Origin of the sequence: Thermogemmatispora sp., from assembly GCF_042408735.1 — a bacterium.
Classification (GTDB): Bacteria; Chloroflexota; Ktedonobacteria; order Ktedonobacterales; family Ktedonobacteraceae; genus Thermogemmatispora.
Map to the genome: position 1 here is coordinate 26302 of NZ_JBHOQV010000187.1, position 17244 is coordinate 43545.

Sequence of the window (17244 nt, forward strand, 5' to 3'; positions counted from 1 at the left end):
TCGAGACCCATATCGTCGCGGTTCCTGCTGGCCGCCTGCCCATCTCTGCCCGTTATCGCGGCCCGCCCTACTTTCCCACAAAGGCCACCAGGCGGCAGAAGGCCGCCTCGCCCCCGTTAAACTTCCACGGGAAGCAGCCGATCCAGACACGCTGGTCCAGGACCTCGTCGATCATGCCGCCAGCGTTCTCAACGTGGAAAACCCCGTGAGGAAAGAGATCGTAATGCATCAGTTGCAGATCCTCCTCGGGCCAGATCTCTTCCAGAGGACGCCCCAGCTTCTCGGCGCACCTGGCCGCCAGGTCTGGGCGAATCTTGCGGATGACGGTGTTCATGGGATGATCCATTGAGCCGGCGTCGATGGCAAACCAGGAAATCTTTCGGTCAAGCACCCACTGCACGAATTCCCGCGTTGGGCCAGGATGCTTCACAAAATAGCGTGTCTCGTCCGGTTGAGTCTCGCCGTACCAGTTGCTGGGATAATACTTGTGGTAACCGGTATGCACGACCACGATATCGCCAGGCTCGATGCGCAGGCCAGTCTTGCGCTCCCATTCCTCGAAGTGGGCCGAGGTATAGATATCGTAGTCGCCGATGCCCATCGCCTCCAGATCAACCACGACCCCTGGTCCCACCAGCTTTTCCAGCGGGATGCTCCCGATATCCTGGCCATTCGTAATAAAATGCAGAGGGGCATCAAGGTGCGTGCCCACGTGCAGGGTTGAGGCAATATGCTGGCCCCCTACTTTATCAAAAGCCACGCGCTTGATCCATTTGACCGTCGGCCCCTCGTAGGTCGCAAAGCCGGGCGTATGGATGTCCCAGTTTTGAGAAAGGTCAAGCACGCGCACATTGCTCAGATCAATCGGACTAAAAGGCATCCGCTTTCCTCCAGCACAGCAGAGTGAAATCTATTATGCTACAGCAGCGGCGTTAATTGGAGCTGACTCGCGCGGTGGGCGCCGGCAGTCAGTCGGTCAGAGTTCCTCCCTCACTCGTCGCCGCTGCGGATAGCATCGAGAATCATCTGGTCGATGAGCTGCTCGATCGGAGAGCGATCATCGGTGTAGAAGACGTGGCGCCCCTGCTCCTCGCGTATATTCCCGAAGGCGAGGCTGGCTTGAGCAACGTTGGCCAGCAGCGGGTTCGTCAGCGATTCCGCATTGATAGCGAAATCGCTGAGGGAGGTCTCTGCGTTCGTGCCAACGATGATGCTATTCGTAAAGCGCGCTGTATCTATAATATAGACATTCGGAAAGACCGCGTGCATTGTCTGAGCGAGCGTCTCCACAAGGCGGAAGTCGTGGCTCGTGCGGCCAGCGTTGATGACGGCCACGCCGGTTGGCGTCAGGTGGGCGCGTACCTCGCTGAAGAATTCCTCGGTGGCGAGCTGGAATGGAACGTAGGGCTGCTGATAGGCGTCGATGCCGATGATATCATATTTCTGCGCGGTTGTACGCAAAAAGTAGCGTCCATCCTGGACAATCACATGCAAATTCGGCTCGTTCATGGCGAAGTAGCGGCGGCCCAGCTCGACAATAGTCGGATCGATCTCGACTCCGTCGATAGGGATTGGGCCGTAGGCCGCCGTGATTTCGCGGGGGATGGTGCCAGCGCCCAGGCCGATGATGGCCACCCGTCGCACCATGGCCGGTGTGAACGGTGGCCTGTTGAAGTAGGGAGCGACCATAAAATAGTCCCAAGGGCCGCCGGTGAGGATCGAGTTGGGATCGTAGACCGAGTGAACGGCCTGTCCCTCGTTGAGAATAAGCTGCATCTCGCTGTCGACACGTACCACTTGAATATAGTTGTAATCGGATTCGCGTTCGGCGATGAGGACTCCGCCGCCGTCGGTGCCCGAGGCTGGCTTAATTGGTCCACCCAGGGTCAGAAACTCCAGTCCCAAGGGAATCAGCAGCAGCAGAGACAGCAGGCTCTTCTTGTTGAGGCGGCCTGGCTTCTGATCGGAGCGTGGGCGCCCGCCGTTCCCAGAGCTGCTGACTACCAGGCCGAGAATCGAGACCAGCAGGAGGGCGATGGCGGTTACCAGAAACGTGAAGCGCGTACCATAGTTGGGAATCAGCCAGAGGACCGGCAGGAAGGTGCCTACGATGCTACCGGCGGTTGAAATGGCGTACAGTTGACCGGCCAGCCTTCCGGAGCGGCCAACCTGTTGCAGGAGCAGGCGGATGGCAAAAGGTGAGACGCAGCCCAGCAGGATGACAGGGATGGCGAACAGGAGAATGACAGCGGCTAGGGAGCCGATGAAGACGCTGGCCGAGTAAGTGGCAAAAGCCTTGAGCGACCAGAGCAGGATCGGACGTGAGATATAGGGGATCAGTCCGATGGTGAAGGCGGCGATGGTGGTGATCAGGTAGAAGACGACAGGCTGAGGAAAACGATCGGCCAGGCGCCCGCCCAGATAGTAGCCCGAGGTCAGATAAAGCAGGATCAGGCCGATCAGGGCCGCCCAGACAAACTGCGAAGAACCAAAATAGGGGGCAAGCAGACGCGAAGCGGCCATCTCGACCCCCAATGAGGCAGCCCCAGCCACAAAGACAACCACCACCAGCAGCCACTTGTGTAGGGGGTGCGCTGCAGCCGGGGCAATGCTCTCTTCCAGGTGTGGCTTTTGCTCATCTGAGGTGACCGTTGTCATGATAGCAACTCTCTTTCACGAATTTGGCAATCTCTGCCTTTCGTCAGGCCAGTATTCTCTCTCTGTTGATAGGCTGAGAGCGAGGACCGAGGACCGGCGCGGCGCTGCCTTGGTCGACTCGGTAAGTCGGCCAGTGAGGGTGTTGGTGCAAAGCTGGCAGACAGACAAGCAGACAACAGCGTGGCTCAGCCGGGAAGGGAGCGCCCTTGCTTACAGTCCAACTTCTGGCGGGCACCCTGCCTGGCTGGGAGACGTCTGGCTGCGGCGTGAGCAGCTAAGCCGACCTCTTCCGGGCCGCCCTCTGTTTCTGTTTGCTGCCCTGCGGCTTTTCTCGCCCGTACGCTGGGAGGCCGCTGTCGCTGTTGACTGCGCGTCGATGGCTCGTGGCTAGTGCCCTGCTCTCCTTTGCTGCTACCTATGCTATGATACCATGCTGGCTCGAGCTTTGCCCACCGACCCTTTGCCTGGTGCGGAAAGCCAAAGAAGGCTGCAGCTCACAAGCAAGCTGTAGCCTTCTTCCCACGGCTTGTCTTTCTCTCGACACGGCCCGCTGTCCCTGTTCAGGACCACCGGACAGGGGTGAGAGCGGCTCTAGCGCTCCTCTGCTTGCCGGCGGGCCTGGAGAAATGAGAGGATCAGTGAGCCGATCAAGACACCCAGCAGGAGTATCTCCATCGTGCTAAAAGTGCGCCGTCCGGCCATCACTGTGACTCCTTTCTACTCTACTATTTACTGATCGCCGCTTCCTGGTCTAAGGATAGCAGCGCCCCGCCCTGGGGCTGGGACACTGCGGGCGATTCAGCCGACATGGCAGGACCCTGTCAGCGTACCCACAACTCTTGTGGATAGCCTGTGCCGTCCCTACCGTAGACACGTACCAGGTGGAAATGTTGGGCCACCCAGCTATGGTAGCCCTCGACATCCGGTAGATGAAAGCGCGAGCTAAAGAAGAGCACTGCTCGCACCTGGGGTGCCTGGCTGGCTGCGATGAGATCTTGCAGCGTCAGATAGCCGCTTTTGATGCGCACTGAGGAGGTATCGACCAGCCAGGGCGGGGTATCACGCCCGGCAAGGGCCACGGCCAGGAGTTCGTCGCTGATCACGACGTCGCCGGGCCTGGTGAAGCGCTCTAGATCCCTGGCCACGCGCTGCAGTGGCCCCGCCGCCAGCACTGGCGGTGGCGGCTGAAGAAAGTAAAGAACGTCCTGAGCCAGGGCCAGCGTACAGGTGATGGCCAGGATGAGCACCATGACCATGCTGGCCGAGGCGAGAGCTTGCCGGATGTGGTCTCCGGCCCTGAGTTGACGGCCCAGGGCAGCAAGATCCGGGCAGCCCAGGACGCTCAGACTCACAAGCGGGGGCACCAGCGCAACGAGATGGTGCTCAAACAAAGGCCGCTGCTCCAGCAAGACAAAGATAGTTCCCCCAAACCACAGGAGCGACGGGACCAGGCGCCAGTCGCGGCGTCGAGCCGCCAGGATCGTCCCGGCCAGACCTGCCAGCGTCAGGGGAGTCAGGAGGCCACGCCCCAGCAAGGGCAAAGTGATCGTGCGCAGGGTATAACGGAAGGCCGCCCCAGCGTCGGTGTGAAACGACACGACACTCTGCCACATCACCGCGAAGGAGCCGCTGAATGGAAGGACGAGCAGGAGCGTCACGAGCAGAAAAGCTAGCAGGCCGGCGACCAGAGACCACAGTCCCTGGCGACGCTCCCCAGGTGACTGTTCCTGAGCCGGGCGTGCCAGCCGCCAGCAGCGAGCTATGACTAAGCTTCCAACAGGAAGCAGAGCGGGAACAACTAGAAATTTCGTGAGAAGGCTCAGCGCCAGGATTGCCCCGCTCAAAATCCCCAGCAACAGCCCACGCCAGCCGGCTGGCGTCTTCCACCATTGGAAGGCGAGACCCACAGCCAGCAGCGAGAGCGCCACTGAAGGCCCATCGGCCTGGAGAACACGCGATTCATTGAGAAACGAAACGCTGGTCAGCGTCAGTAACAGGGCCAGCAAGGCTCCAGTATAGCCATGCAGCGCCTTGCCCAGCCACCAGGCGCCGATAAAGCCCAAGAGCGAGAGCAGGGCAATGCCCAGGCGTCCGGCCCATAGCGTCTGGCCTGCCAGGACGTAGATCGGATAGACCGATTCGAGAAAGAACGGCGGCTGCGAATAAAAGATCTGGCTATAGAGAGCGAAGCCATGACTCATAGCGCGCAAGGACTGAAGGTATACCCCTTCATCGAAGTCGCGTTCGAGTGGCTTCCCAAGCTGATAGAGGCGCATGCCCAGGCCAAGGATGAGCACCAGGCAAAGCGCCGTTCGGTACAGCAAGCGCGCGCGTGTGCTCTGAGGGCCATCTGTCGTGGATATGGGGGCCTGGCTATCCACGATGACCTCGTTGGCCATAGTCGTGTAACCTCAAGCGGTTCTAGGCTCTCCTCCAGGAGAGACGCATTTCACTATACACTACAATAGCGCAAAGGTCACCATCTTGAGAGGAATGGCCTGGTCTGCTTCGGAAGAGAGTAAAAAGCTCACGCTGCCGTGCCAGCAGCGTGAGCTTTTGCCTGCAGCGGAAGGAGAAGAAAAGCACAGCAGTAGCACATGCCTCTTCTCCTGGCCCTTTTTGGAGGACGGGAAGGAAGAGGGCCGGGCTACGATTGATCGGTCTCGGAACCCGCGGCCTCAGCTGAGGCGTGACCGTTGCCGGCGGGCAGCAGAGCGGCGTGCCCATTGCTGTCGATCTGCTCGCCGCTCAGACCGAGGACCGGCGCCAGCTCGGGCAGTAGCTGGACCGTTATCCGGTGAGCATCGGCCTGGTTGATCAGCTCTTCAAGCTCTTCGGGCGTCAACTCATCGCGCTCGATCAGGGACTCTGCCACGGCAATCACAGCCTCGCGATGCTCTTGGAGCAGACGCTTGACAGCCTTCAACTGCGATTGGAGCACTACCTCGACCCGCTCCGTGAGCTGCTGCGGAAGAGAGCTTACCATTGGACCGGCCTCATGAGAGGGCGAGAGGAGGGCGCCGTAGGAAATCAGCGTACCATCCATGCCATAGAGGCCGATATAGGAAGCTGCCAGCTCGGTGGCCTGGCGCAGGTCGCTGGTAACGCCGCTCAGTTGGGTGTTCAGGAACAGCTCTTCGGCGGCGCGGGCAGCCAGAGCGACCTGGATCTGAGCAAGCACCTCCTCTTTGCTCATGGTCATAATCGTCTCTTTGGGACGTGGAAGAGCAAAGGCTGCCGCTCCCTCCAGGCTGCTGCGCTGATGGATTGTCACAAAAGACGGCAGATAACGTTCAAGCAGGTAGTAAGAGGCCACGGCATGACCGGCCTCGTGGTAAGCGAGACGGCGCCGCTCGAGGGCCGAGAGGTTGCTCTCGCGGCGATAGCCCAGCTCATGGATATCCTGGGCCTCGATGATATCCTCGTAGTGCACCTCATCGCGTCCTGCAAAGTAGGCGATGATCACCGCCTCGTTGATGACGTGCTTGATCTCGACCGGCGTGTAGCCCGCCATGCGGTAGACCAGGGCATTGATCGAGATGGAGGGGTCATGCTTGACCTTATTCAGGTAGTACTCGATCACTTCGCCGCGATACTTGTCTGTGGGAGGAGCCACGTGGATACGTCGGTCAAAGCGCCCCGGGCGCAGCAGGGCCGGGTCCAGGGCCTCGGGGAGATTGGTGGCTCCGATGGTCAGCACCGGCTCGCGCTGAGCCCGGCCATGGTAAAGGCCGAGGAGGCGGAGGATCTTCTTGAACCAGCCGGTTTCAACCGGCGGAGGGTCAAGCTCCATGAGTAACTGGTTGAGCGAGCCGCCCGTACCCATGAAGCCAAAGAGACCGCCCCCCATGCCAGGGACTGGCATCCGGCCCTGGCTCGTGCGCGAGGCTCCCAGGGCATCGATCTCATCCAGAAACAAGATGCAGGCCCCATACTCTCGGGCCAATTTGCGCGCTCGTCGGTAGAGGCGCATAATGATCAGGACGTCGACGCCCCAAAACATGTTGCGAAAGCTGGCGGCGCTGGCGTAGCCGAAGGGCACCTGAGCCTCGCTGCTAATGCACTGAGCCAGATAGCTTTTGCCAGTGCCAGGCGGACCAGAAAGCAGCAACCCGCGGATCGGCTGACCACCCATCTCGCGAAATTCCTTGATCCCCTGCAGAATGGCCACGATCCGCCGGGCTTGCTCCAATACCTCGGGATTGCCCTTGTAGTCCTGGAAGTTGACGCCCGTCTCGCCAGGCATCAGCCAGTAGAGGCGAGGTCGCCCCAGAAACCAGAAAAGGGCAATAAACTGAATGAGGATATAGAAGATGGCAAAGGCGATCTCGAGCAGATAGGCGAAAAGCGCTCCAGGAGACGGTGCACTCAGTTGCGGGAAAATGTTGCTAAAAAAGTACCAGAGGACAAGCCCCCCGAGCAGAAGCCAGAACCAGTTGTGACGCACAAAGCGGCCAAACTGATCGAGGCCCTGGTCGATGGACCTATCCAGCTCGCTCTGCTTCTCAAATTGTTTCTCTGTCGCCATGACAGTCCCCTTTTCTTGACCAACTGGGGTCGGCGAGCGACCTCTGGCTCTAGTGACGGAACGAACGCTGGCCGCTCTATCTCTGCTCAGACAGGGAGCAGACAGATAGAGACAGACAACAAACTGATAGCTGCAAAAAAGGGAGGGCGTGACCTCGTCCGTAAGGGCCTGACTCCAGTGACTGGCCACTAGCCAAGAGTATTCCGAACGTTCACCAGATCGATGACGAGCAGCAACCCGCCGTTCTGCGCCAGCGTTGTGAAGTGCCAGAGCATGTAACCACTGGTGCCGCCGCCCGGTCCGCGAGCCCCGAAGCTGACGCTCACCAGGCTATCAACGGTCGTGTCTGACTGCTGGTAGACTCCCACAACGTGGATATCGCGCCAGACCAGATTGGTCTGTTTCTGGCTATATTGGCTGACCAGCTCCGTCGGATCCGGCGGCTGAGCCATGATCAGCGTCGATTCGAGCATGCGCATCGTCGCTACATCGCCGTCGCGCAGCGCGTAGAGCCAGTCCTTGACCTTATCGCCTCCGCCATTGCCGCCATTGATGTGGAAATTGAACGGATCCTGGGCAATCCCTAGTGGCCACTCGCCCGTTAGCGTGTAATTGGTGATGGTCGCGGTGGCCAGAAAGATCACTACCACGCCCAGGCTGAGCGCCTTGTGGCTGCGGATCTGAGAGATCAGATAGTAGATGGCCTTGATCGGTGGGCGCAGGATCGCCTTGATCTTGCGCGCCAGCGGCCTCTCTCCCAGGCGCGGACGCAGGGGCGTGGCTCTGGGCTGCTTTTGCTCGCTCCGCTTCGCTTCTGGTAAGCGCGGATAGGTGGGTGAAGGCTGAAGCATAAGACGTGCTCCTGCAGATAAAGTCGGGGCGGATGAGGTGCCCGCTCCAGTGCTACCGCTCGCCGTGACTTTCCCCTGGCCTGCTGTCGCTACCGAACTGTATCGCCGCCCTGGCCCGCTCTCCGGCTCTCGTGCGCACTGTGCCTTGTTGGCTGCCTCCCCCTCCAGGTCGGGCGCCTTGTTTTGACTGTATTGTACGGTGTGCCAGTCTGCCTGACAAGTGATTCCTGTGGCAAATTCAGCCCCTGCTGTCAAACTGCCGGTTATCTGACAAGCAACTGGCATTTCTCTCCTGACTCGTGCGATAATAGCCCCCGGCAGCAAGCAGACTATGATCCTGTCCTGGTACTCTTGGGGCCAATGGAGCATGATGTACAGCCAGCGTTTGCGCAGAAGAGGTGGAAGAAAAGTTAAAAGAAGCCGGCGTCGCTACCGCACCTACAGCAGGCGAGGACCCTGGCTGCTGAGCGACTGGCTGATCCTGGCCCTGGCGGCCCTACTGGTGGCGATCTTGCTCTGGCTCGCCCTCGAGCCACGTGAGGAGGGAGGGCGCTATGCGGTTGTGGGTCAGCCCTCGGTCTCTGCTGACTTCATTGATCAGGTCCTGTCGGCTTATGGCTCGCCGGCGGCGGGCAAGGGGAAAGCGCTCTATGCCGATGGTCTGGCCTATCGCATCGATCCGGTCTATGCTCTGGCCTTCTTTCTGGAGGAAAGCCGTTTTGGGACCGCGGGAGTAGCGCGTGTTACTCATTCGCTGGGCAATATCCGCGCTCTGGCTGGCCAGGCCAGCTATGCGGGCTACCGGCGCTACGCGACCTGGGAAGAAGGCTTTACCGACTGGTATCGGCTGATCGCTGAGGAATACGTTGCTCGCGGCCTGGTCACGGTCGATCAGATTGTGCCGGTTTATGCCCCTGCCGCTGATGGTAACGATGTTGCTGCCTACGTTCGTACTGTGAAACTGGCCGTCGATAGCTGGCGGGCGGGGAAAGTCCTTGTTTAGTCAGGAAGGCGGGGCCTGGCGCTGTCTCCAGTGAGCGGGGGCAGAGCCATCTTGATTTTGGTATAATGGGAAAATCAAGAAGCGCCGTGCAGCCCGCTGGCACCTCGACCCGGCTGGCCCGTCTGCCCTGCCAGGGCAGGCCACGAGGCGGATGGCCAGAAGATGATCTCTGGTCGCCGAGGGCGCGGCGACTCACGCGCTGGAGAGGCAGGTGTCGTTATGGATGAGGCTGTAGCTAAAGAGAAAAACTCTGCTGGTGGGTCCTATATCTGGTTCCACTATAAAACTCAGTTTGCGGCTCAAGGGCGCCTCCACGTCATTCAGGTTGAGGTACCGGTGCCGGTGGCTGCCAGCGCTGAGGAACGCGAACGCCTTCTGCAGGAGGCTCTGGCTGGCCTTGATCAGTTCAGCGCTCGCCTTGAGCAGCGCCTCAATCAGACGTCGACGCCGCGCAAGGCAAGCCCTGCCCCGGCTGGCTCTGACGATGAGGAGGGGCGCAGCCCTTCTGCGCGTCCAGGCCCGACTGGCTCGCGTGAACCGCCGGCAGAGCCACGCCTTCTCTCGCGCCCGGCCTCCGCTCCTGCTGCTTCAGCCGAAAGCCGGGTCTCGCCCTCCGCCTCGCAGCTCCGGCGCCGTATGGCCCCAGCCTTGCCCTCAACGCCGGGCGTCTTCGGCAATCTCAACAGCGATCTTACTCTCCCCCAGTTTTTGCAGATTTTACGCGATAACTTTAATATCGACTCGAAGCAGGCCATGAAGCTGCTTGGAGTCAGAAGCCTCAGTAACATCAACCTGCGTGAGGCTCTTGATCAGCTCCGCCACCTCATCGCCCAGCGCAGTTCGACGACGGGCAGGGCGGAATCGAGCACAAGCGCAGCCGGCTCCTCCGCTCTTCCCGAGCAAGCCTATCCTGCCGTCTTCTCGCAGCGCGAGTGGAGCCAGGGGCGATCTCGTCAGGAACTGGTCGTCGAAGAGGAGAGCGCAGGAGAAGGAGAAGAGCAGGCCGCCAGGGAGCATTTCGCATCTTCCCTTTCCACCCAGGACCGGCGCTACGATGAGGAAGACGATGATTACCAGGAAGAGCAAGACGATGCGGTAGAGGATGCGGACAATGAAGATTGGTATGAGGATGATGAGGAGGGAAGCCGTGGACAAGGCGAAGAGGAGGAAGAGGCTCATTCGGGAAAGACGGAGAGGCGGCAGCTTTCGCTGCAGGAGCGTGTGCATGCGCGTACCCTCCTGAACAAGCTCCGCGAGGTGCGGGGCAGCACGCCGGCGAGCCAGGGGAGGCTGACCGTCCTCTGGAACGTCATCGGAGAGCAGATCAGCGAAGATGAGCTACGCCAGTTGATAGGCCGCATTTGGGGAGTCACGGCCCTTAAGCAGCTCAGTATTGATCAGGTAGAGGCTCTGATCTCCTGGGCCAAGCGAGACGACTTTGAGCGTGACGTGGCCGCGATTCTGGCCCTCGATTGAGCGATCCTGATAGAGGAGAAAGAAGACCATGCGCGTTGTTGCCGGGGAGGCCAAGGGGAGGCGTCTCAAATCTCCACGTACGCCTGGCACCCGTCCCATCATCGACCGTGTGAAGACGGCGCTCTTCGATATTCTGGCCACACGCATCGAAGGGGCCCGTTTTCTGGACCTGTTTGCCGGCACCGGCAGTGTGGGCATTGAGGCGCTCAGTCGCGGTGCGGCCTTTGCCACCTTCATCGAGATCGATCCACGTGTCCTCAGGGTGCTGCGCGAGAATCTCCAGTTGACCGGGCTGCAGGCGCGAGCTCAGACGCTGCGCGCCGACGCCTTCAAGTGGTTAGCGGCCCAACAAGAGGCTGGGCCAGCCGAAGGGAGCGCTTCGACCCTCTCGCCGCTGCACGTGACCGCTTATGATATCATTTATGTAGCCCCGCCGCAGTATCATCAGCTCGCGGCTCGGGCCTTGGCCCTGCTCGACCGCTCGCCGCTGCTGAGCGAGGACGGCCTCGTCATCGTCCAGATCCACCCGCTCGAGCGAGATGAGCTGCTCGCGGTGCCCCTGACGCGCTTGATCCTCGACGACGAACGGCGCTACGGCAGCACTCTGCTGCTTTTCTACGCCGTCAAAGTCAAGAAGGAGTATCCTGGCTATGACAATCAAGCTGGAGAAGCCTGACTATATTGTGGTCTACGTCAGCGATATGGAGCGCTCGACGGCCTTCTATCGCGATGTCCTTGGCCTTCCTCTGCGCTTCAGCTCGCCGGGCTGGACGGAATTTGAGACCGGCTCGGTGCGCCTGGCCCTCCATCGTGCCGGCGGCCAGGGACAGGCCCAGTTCTATCCCGGGCGACCGCCAGCGGGCGTAGCCCATCTGGCCTTTGTGGTCCCCGACATCCAGGCGGCCTACGAAGAGCTAAAGGCCCGTGGAGCGACCTTCTCCCAGCCGCCAGAGAAGCAGGTCACCGGCAACCTGATCGCCGTCCTGCATGATCCCGATGGCCTGGGCATCACCCTGCAGCAGCGTCTGACAGGCTAAGAGGCCGGCAGAGTCGTCCGGAAGGGAAGAAGAGTCAGCCGCTGACGTGGAGCGGAGGTAGTAAAGGAGTGCACACTATGACCACCGGTGGACCCGCAAGAGGACGCTTCGCTTTTCTCGATGCGGGCGAAGCGGCTCGCCGCCTGGGCATCGATCGTCTTACGCTGGACCAGTGGGTCCAACAGGGACGGATTCGGGCCTATAAAGGGGTGGGGCGCGACTACTTTTTCAAGACCGCCGATGTCGAGGCCCTCTATAAAGAGCTGCATCCCGAGCCTGAACTGGCGCAGGCCATCGCCGCCGATGAGCAAGAGAGCGCAGCAGCAGCCAGCGGGGCCCAGCCGCTCCAGTTCGTACCGCGGCGCAAGCAGCAGGACCCGGCCATGCGCGTCTATCTGCGCCTCCAGGCCGATACCAAGTGGTATGACGTTTCTGAGGAGGACATCCGCGCCTGGTTCATGCAGCTGGCCCCCGAGGGCTATGAGCGCAATCGACGCAACGCCTTACAGGCTATTCAGAAGCTGCAATACCTGGTCAATCTCATCGATGAGGCACAGAAGCGCAGGCCCTGACTCCCTGAAGCGCTCAGCCTGAGCGCCGGCGGACCCAGGCTAAGGGCTATCCGTGGGGACAGGTCAACATTCAACCGCCGATCAGGTGAGGCAGGAGCGCGATGCTTTCCCCATCAGCGCCGGCCAGGAAGCTCCAGGACGGCCTTACGGACCTGGGCCGCGTCTTCCGCCTGGGGTCTCCTGGCCGGCTGGCCGGCTGACTGACTGACTGATAGTGGAGAAGCCTTCAGACTAGCGAGCTGCTAGCAAAGCGGGTAGCTCAGCTACCTCGCCGACAATCAGATCGGCGCCGCGCTCGCGATAAAGAGTTACCTCATCGGGAAAAACGCGCATCACCGCTAGAAAGTCAGGCTCGCCGGGGGCCTGAGTGCGGCGATAATTCAGGACCAGATCGAGATCGTCAGCCGTATCGCCCACGTAGAGACCGCCGCCTGACTCCACAGCCGTGATAGCCAGGCGCAGCGCCTGGGGATCGGGCTTGAGGCAATCGTCGCCGCTAATAACCACGTCCCACCATGCGCCGCCGCAGTGAGCGGCCAGGCGCTCCAGAGCACTATCGACCTCGGGGCCGATGCGGCCCGTGATCAGGCCCAGTTTACGCAGGCCGGCATCGTGCAGGCGCATCGGCAGGTCTGGCGGCAGCAGCAACGTCTCGCGATGCACAAAGCCTGGCCAGTCAGGCAGGAAGCGCGGCTCCCGTCCGAAGCGTCGGCGATACTCAGCCGCGCCCCAATAGTATTCATGGCACAGCTCGCCCACCAGCTCGTAGTCGGGCAAAGCGCTGGCCGGAATCACCGAGCGCACCCACTCCAGGCCGCCATGCCCTTCCAGCATTGCCGCCCGCGCCAGCTCCATCCACTCGCGATTGCTGCGCTGCGCCAGCGGAGTACCGCGCCACTCGCGCAACTTTGCCGTATAGAGACCGGCCAGCAAGTAGCACATGTGCCAGTCATCATTGAAGCCTCCCGCCTGCTTAAAGAATTTCACATCATCCAGCGTCAGCAAGGGGCGGCCCTCGGAGCGGCCCCAATCCAGGCCGTGGAGCGTCCCGACGACATACTCCGCCACAGCAATATCGGTAGCGCGAAACGACTCGCTTGTCTTAATAAGAACGCCATCGACATCGAAGAAGAGCGTATCGCAAGGAGCAGGCCAGCGCAAACCTTCACGTTTCCAGGGAAGAGAAGATTCCATAAGAATAAAGGTGATCCTTTCTTTCAGAATGGTATCAATTTATTAAAAGAACCGGGACCAAGAGAGCGCGCGGGGCCTGGTCTAGCTGCCAGGCCCTCCGCTGGGCGAGCCAGCGCCGATCAGATCAGGGATCGATCTCAACCGTCGCCTCCAGATCATCCTCATTGAGCACATAGACGCGGTCCCATTGCTCGCCTGGGATCTCCTGCAGAGCCTTTTGCAAGAGGCGAGCATGGTATTCGATGACCTGGGGGCCAACCTGGCGCTCGCGCTGGCGGTCGCGCTCAAGGCAGGTAGCTGGCGAGACGTTGAAGACCACCAGGCATTTCAGGTAGCCAAAATGAAAGGCCAGCTCCCAGAGCCGCCGGCGCGCCTCGGCGTGGAGGGCCGTACTATCGGCAACCGTGAAGCGCCCAAGCCAGAGGCGCTTCCTGATTATATAGTGGAAAACGTCGAATGTATCACGATTGACCTGCTGGTTGGTTGGATCGTCGCAGATCAAGGCCCGGCAGTAGTCCGAGGAGACCACCATCGTTGGTACCGCACTGAAGTAGCGGCTGGCAAAGGTACTCTTGCCGGAGCCAGCAGGCCCGCAGAGGACCATTAGCGTGCGATGGGGAAGCTTCATGGAAACAGGCATGCACCTCGCTCCTTTCCACAGGCATTGCGATAGGTCCCTGGCTTTGATATAATGCCCGTGCACAAATGGCTCTAGTATTACCTATGCCCGATCTGGCGGGACGCGGCATCGTGCTGGGGAGGACAGGACGCTGGTTCTCTTATCCACACCGGATCTCATCTACTTATAGCGATCTGGATCGACAAAGCGGCGCACTTGAGCGTGCCAACTCAGGGCCAATCAGGATAAAGAAAGAAAGACAAGCGCTGTGCCAACCAGATCTTCTGTTTTGGATTGGTACCACATAAACCGTCCTGCTCAGGTGCCGCGGGTGAGCCCGGCCCGATTGTACTAGTGAGGAGGCAGCTGTGTCTGTAAAAGTGCAGCCTACCACTGCTGAAATTCGACAACGCTTCCTGGACTTCTTCGTCCAGAAGGGCCATTACCCCATGCCCAGCTCGTCGCTCATCCCGCGCGACGACCCGACGGTCCTGCTGACCACCGCCGGTATGCAGCAGATGATTCCCTTCTTCTTGGGGCGCGAGACACCTCCCGCCACGCGGCTCACCTCGGTGCAGAAGTGCTTCCGCACGACGGATATTGATCAAGTGGGCAATGAGCGCACGCTGACCTTCTTCGAGATGCTGGGCAATTTCTCGGTGGGGGACTACTTCAAGCGCGAGGCCATCGCCTACGCCTGGGAGTTTCTGACCCAGGTCGTGAAGCTTCCTCCCGAGCGTCTCCATCCAACGGTCCATCCCGATGATGATGAGGCGCCGCGCTACTGGACGGAGATCACCGGCATTCCCGACGGGGCCATTGTGCGCCTGGAAGATAACTGGTGGGGACCTCCAGGGGCCGCCGGCCCCTGCGGACCGGATTCCGAGATCTACTACGATCGCGGCCCCGAACACGGCTGCGGCAAGCCTGACTGCAAGCCCGGCTGCAATTGCGAACGCTTCCTCGAGATCTGGAATCTGGTCTTTATGCAGTTCTATCAGGATCTCGACGGCAGGCGCACGCCGCTGCCGCGCAAGAACATCGATACGGGTATGGGTTTGGAGCGCCTGGCGATGGTGCTCCAGGGCAAGCAGTCCGTCTTTGAGACGGATGTCTTCCGCGCCATTATTGACCACTTCGCCGCTCTGGCCGGCGTAACTTATGGTCGCGAGGCGCGCACCGATACTTCTCTGCGCGTGATCGCCGATCATGGGCGCGCCCTGGTCTTTCTGGCCGCCGATGGCGTGCTGCCCAGCAATGAAGGTCGCGGCTATATCTTCCGCCGCATCCTGCGCCGTGCCGTGCGTCACGGTCGCCTGCTTGGACTGGAGAAGCCCTTCCTGGCCGAAGCCGCCGATACGGTCATCGAGCTGATGGGCGGCCACTACAGTGAGCTGCGTCAGCATCGCGAGCGTATCCTGGCTCTGCTCAGCCTGGAGGAGAAGAAGTTTAATCAAACCCTCTCTACCGGCTTGCAGCTCCTGACCGAACTGCTGGCCGGGCTAAAGGAGAGCGGGGCGACGGTTATTCCCGGCGTCGAAGCCTTCAAGCTCTACGATTCTCACGGCTTCCCTCTGGAACTGACGCAAGAGATTGCGGCAGAGCAGGGCTTCACGGTCGATGTGGCGGGTTTCCAGGAAGCCATGCGGCAGCAGCAGGAGCGCAGCCGCGCCGCCAGCCCCTTTGCCCAGGCGCGCAATGACCAGCAGCTCGCCGAGATCGCCGGGCGCCTGCCGCCGACCACCTTCCTCGGCTACGAAGGCACAAGCGCCACCGGCAGCGTGGTGGCCCTGCTCGTCGATGGCAAAGAGGTCGAGAGCGTCAGCGCCCCCCAGGAAGCGCTGGTGATTCTGGATCGCACCCCCTTCTACGCTGAGAGCGGCGGTCAGATCGGAGATCGTGGCCTGCTCAAAGGGGAGGTAGGCACCTTTATCGTCGAGGACACGCAGCGTCCCGTCAAGGGCCTGATCGTCCACTATGGCCGAGTGACCGAGGGCTATCTGCACCTCGGTGAGACCGTCCAGGCCGAGGTCGACGCCCAGCGCCGCGAAGACACCATGCGCAACCACAGCGCCACCCATTTGCTGCATAAAGCCCTGCGAGATCTGCTGGGTCCCCAGGTTGAGCAGCGTGGCTCGCTGGTGGAGCCTGAGCGCCTGCGCTTCGACTTTGCCTCACCGCGGCCGCTCACCAGCGAGGACCTGGCTCGTCTCGATGAGCTGGTCAATAGCTGGATCCGCGCCGACTACCCCGTAATCACAGAGATCATGCCACTGGAGGAGGCCCTTAAGACGGGTGCGATGGCCCTCTTTGGAGAGAAGTACGACGAGCAGGTCCGTGTGGTCTCGATGGGCAGCAGCAAGGAGCTGTGCGGAGGGACCCACTGTCGCGCCACCGGACAGATCGGCATCTACGTCACAACGCAGGAGACGAGCATCGCCTCCGGCATTCGCCGCATCGAGGCCCTCACCGGACGTGGTGCCGAACAGTATCTGCGCGGGCGTAAAACGCTGGTAGAAACGCTGGCGAGCCGCTTGCAGACCCAGCCGGACCACCTGATCGAGCGCGTCGATCAGCTGCGCGATGAGCTGGCTGCCCTGCGTCGCCAGCTCACCCAGTATCAGCGCGACGAGGCTAAGCGCCAGGCGACTACCCTGGCGGGGCAGGCCCGCGACGTGCGGGACGTAGCAGTCGTGGCCGCCAGCGTCACGGCTCCCGATGACCGGGTACTGCGTGAGATAGCCGAGATGACGCGCAACAAGCTGGGTCGCCCGGGAGTGGTAGCGCTCGCTGCCGTCTACGACGAGCGCGTCAGTGTCCAGGTCCTGGTAACTCCTGAGCTGGTCCAGCGTGGCCTGCACGCTGGCAAGCTTGCTGCTGCTGTCGGTCAGCACCTTGGCGGCAAAGGTGGCGGACGGCCAGAATATGCCCAGGGGGGTGGGCGCAACAAAGAGGCTCTCAGCACCGCTCTGGCTCTGGTGCCTTCGCTGGTAGAGCAGGCCCTCAGCTAAGAAAGGCCAGACCATGCATGGCATGCATGGCCCACTCTGGGGACCTGCTTCAGAGCTGGCGTCACAGCAGAGGAGAAGCTGACAGGCGGGCTGGCACGAGGCAGCGAGCTGGAAGGGACGATGGGCCCCTCTCAGGGCCAGGTCAGGCGCGAGGCAAGAAGGCAGGAACGCCGCCGCACAAGTGCCAGGCACTGGGCCGGCTCTGCCTGTCAGCGGTAGCTGCCTCGCGGTCAGGAAGACAAAGCCAGAAGAAGCGCCGAGCATGGCGGGACGAGCAGTGGAATGGGAGGGCGGA

The 17244-nt window shown here is 61.1% G+C and carries 13 protein-coding genes; 6 read left to right on the forward strand and 7 right to left on the reverse strand.

The window, feature by feature from the left end; translation table 11 throughout:
• Positions 1 to 67 precede the first annotated feature (67 nt).
• From ACFMO7_RS19910 to ACFMO7_RS19930, 5 genes are all read right to left on the reverse strand, one after another.
• The gene (locus ACFMO7_RS19910) at positions 68 to 880 is read right to left on the reverse strand and encodes a cyclase family protein (RefSeq protein WP_376797229.1); all 813 of its coding nucleotides are present in this window, start codon (positions 878 to 880) and stop codon (positions 68 to 70) included.
• Positions 881 to 990: 110 nt separating this feature from the next.
• Positions 991 to 2658: a spermidine synthase gene (locus ACFMO7_RS19915; RefSeq protein WP_376797230.1), complete on the reverse strand. Its 1668-nt coding sequence runs from the start codon at positions 2656 to 2658 to the stop codon at positions 991 to 993.
• 821 nt (positions 2659 to 3479) lie between these two features.
• The gene (locus ACFMO7_RS19920; RefSeq protein WP_376797231.1) at positions 3480 to 5057 is read right to left on the reverse strand and encodes an ArnT family glycosyltransferase; all 1578 of its coding nucleotides are present in this window, start codon (positions 5055 to 5057) and stop codon (positions 3480 to 3482) included.
• Positions 5058 to 5305: 248 nt separating this feature from the next.
• Positions 5306 to 7186, reverse strand: coding sequence for an AAA family ATPase (locus tag ACFMO7_RS19925; RefSeq protein WP_376797232.1), 1881 nt, complete (start codon positions 7184 to 7186; stop codon positions 5306 to 5308).
• Positions 7187 to 7374: 188 nt separating this feature from the next.
• A complete protein-coding gene (locus ACFMO7_RS19930; protein WP_376797233.1) occupies positions 7375 to 8037 on the reverse strand; it encodes a hypothetical protein in 663 nt (220 codons plus the stop codon).
• 367 nt (positions 8038 to 8404) lie between these two features.
• On the opposite strand from ACFMO7_RS19930, the gene ACFMO7_RS19935 reads away from it, so the two are divergent.
• The 5 genes from ACFMO7_RS19935 to ACFMO7_RS19955 all read left to right on the forward strand — a co-directional run bounded on the left by ACFMO7_RS19935 (position 8405) and on the right by ACFMO7_RS19955 (position 12125).
• Positions 8405 to 9040, forward strand: coding sequence for a glucosaminidase domain-containing protein (locus ACFMO7_RS19935; RefSeq protein WP_376797234.1), 636 nt, complete (start codon positions 8405 to 8407; stop codon positions 9038 to 9040).
• A 219-nt stretch (positions 9041 to 9259) separates the two neighbouring features.
• Positions 9260 to 10516 carry a hypothetical protein gene (locus tag ACFMO7_RS19940; protein WP_376797235.1) on the forward strand — a complete coding sequence of 419 codons (1257 nt, stop codon included), beginning with the start codon at positions 9260 to 9262 and terminating at the stop codon, positions 10514 to 10516.
• 28 nt (positions 10517 to 10544) lie between these two features.
• Positions 10545 to 11192, forward strand: a complete 648-nt coding sequence (gene rsmD / locus ACFMO7_RS19945; protein WP_376797236.1) for a 16S rRNA (guanine(966)-N(2))-methyltransferase RsmD — start codon at positions 10545 to 10547, stop codon at positions 11190 to 11192.
• Complete coding sequence (locus ACFMO7_RS19950) at positions 11167 to 11553, forward strand: VOC family protein (protein WP_376797237.1); 387 nt, start codon at positions 11167 to 11169, stop codon at positions 11551 to 11553. The genes rsmD and ACFMO7_RS19950 overlap by 26 nt, the downstream gene beginning before the upstream one ends.
• 77 nt (positions 11554 to 11630) lie before the next feature.
• Positions 11631 to 12125 (forward strand): helix-turn-helix domain-containing protein, encoded by a 495-nt coding sequence (locus ACFMO7_RS19955; protein ID WP_376797238.1) that lies wholly within the window; start codon positions 11631 to 11633, stop codon positions 12123 to 12125.
• 231 nt (positions 12126 to 12356) lie between these two features.
• On the opposite strand, the gene ACFMO7_RS19960 is transcribed toward ACFMO7_RS19955, so the two are convergent.
• Both ACFMO7_RS19960 and ACFMO7_RS19965 read right to left on the reverse strand, forming a co-directional pair.
• A complete protein-coding gene (locus tag ACFMO7_RS19960) occupies positions 12357 to 13319 on the reverse strand; it encodes an HAD family hydrolase (RefSeq protein ID WP_376797239.1) in 963 nt (320 codons plus the stop codon).
• A 124-nt stretch (positions 13320 to 13443) separates the two neighbouring features.
• A complete protein-coding gene (locus ACFMO7_RS19965) occupies positions 13444 to 13959 on the reverse strand; it encodes an AAA family ATPase (RefSeq protein ID WP_376797240.1) in 516 nt (171 codons plus the stop codon).
• A 347-nt stretch (positions 13960 to 14306) separates the two neighbouring features.
• Here ACFMO7_RS19965 and alaS point away from each other — a divergent pair, with 347 nt between their 5' ends.
• Positions 14307 to 16949, forward strand: a complete 2643-nt coding sequence (alaS, locus tag ACFMO7_RS19970) for an alanine--tRNA ligase (RefSeq protein WP_376797241.1) — start codon at positions 14307 to 14309, stop codon at positions 16947 to 16949.
• Positions 16950 to 17244 lie beyond the last annotated feature (295 nt).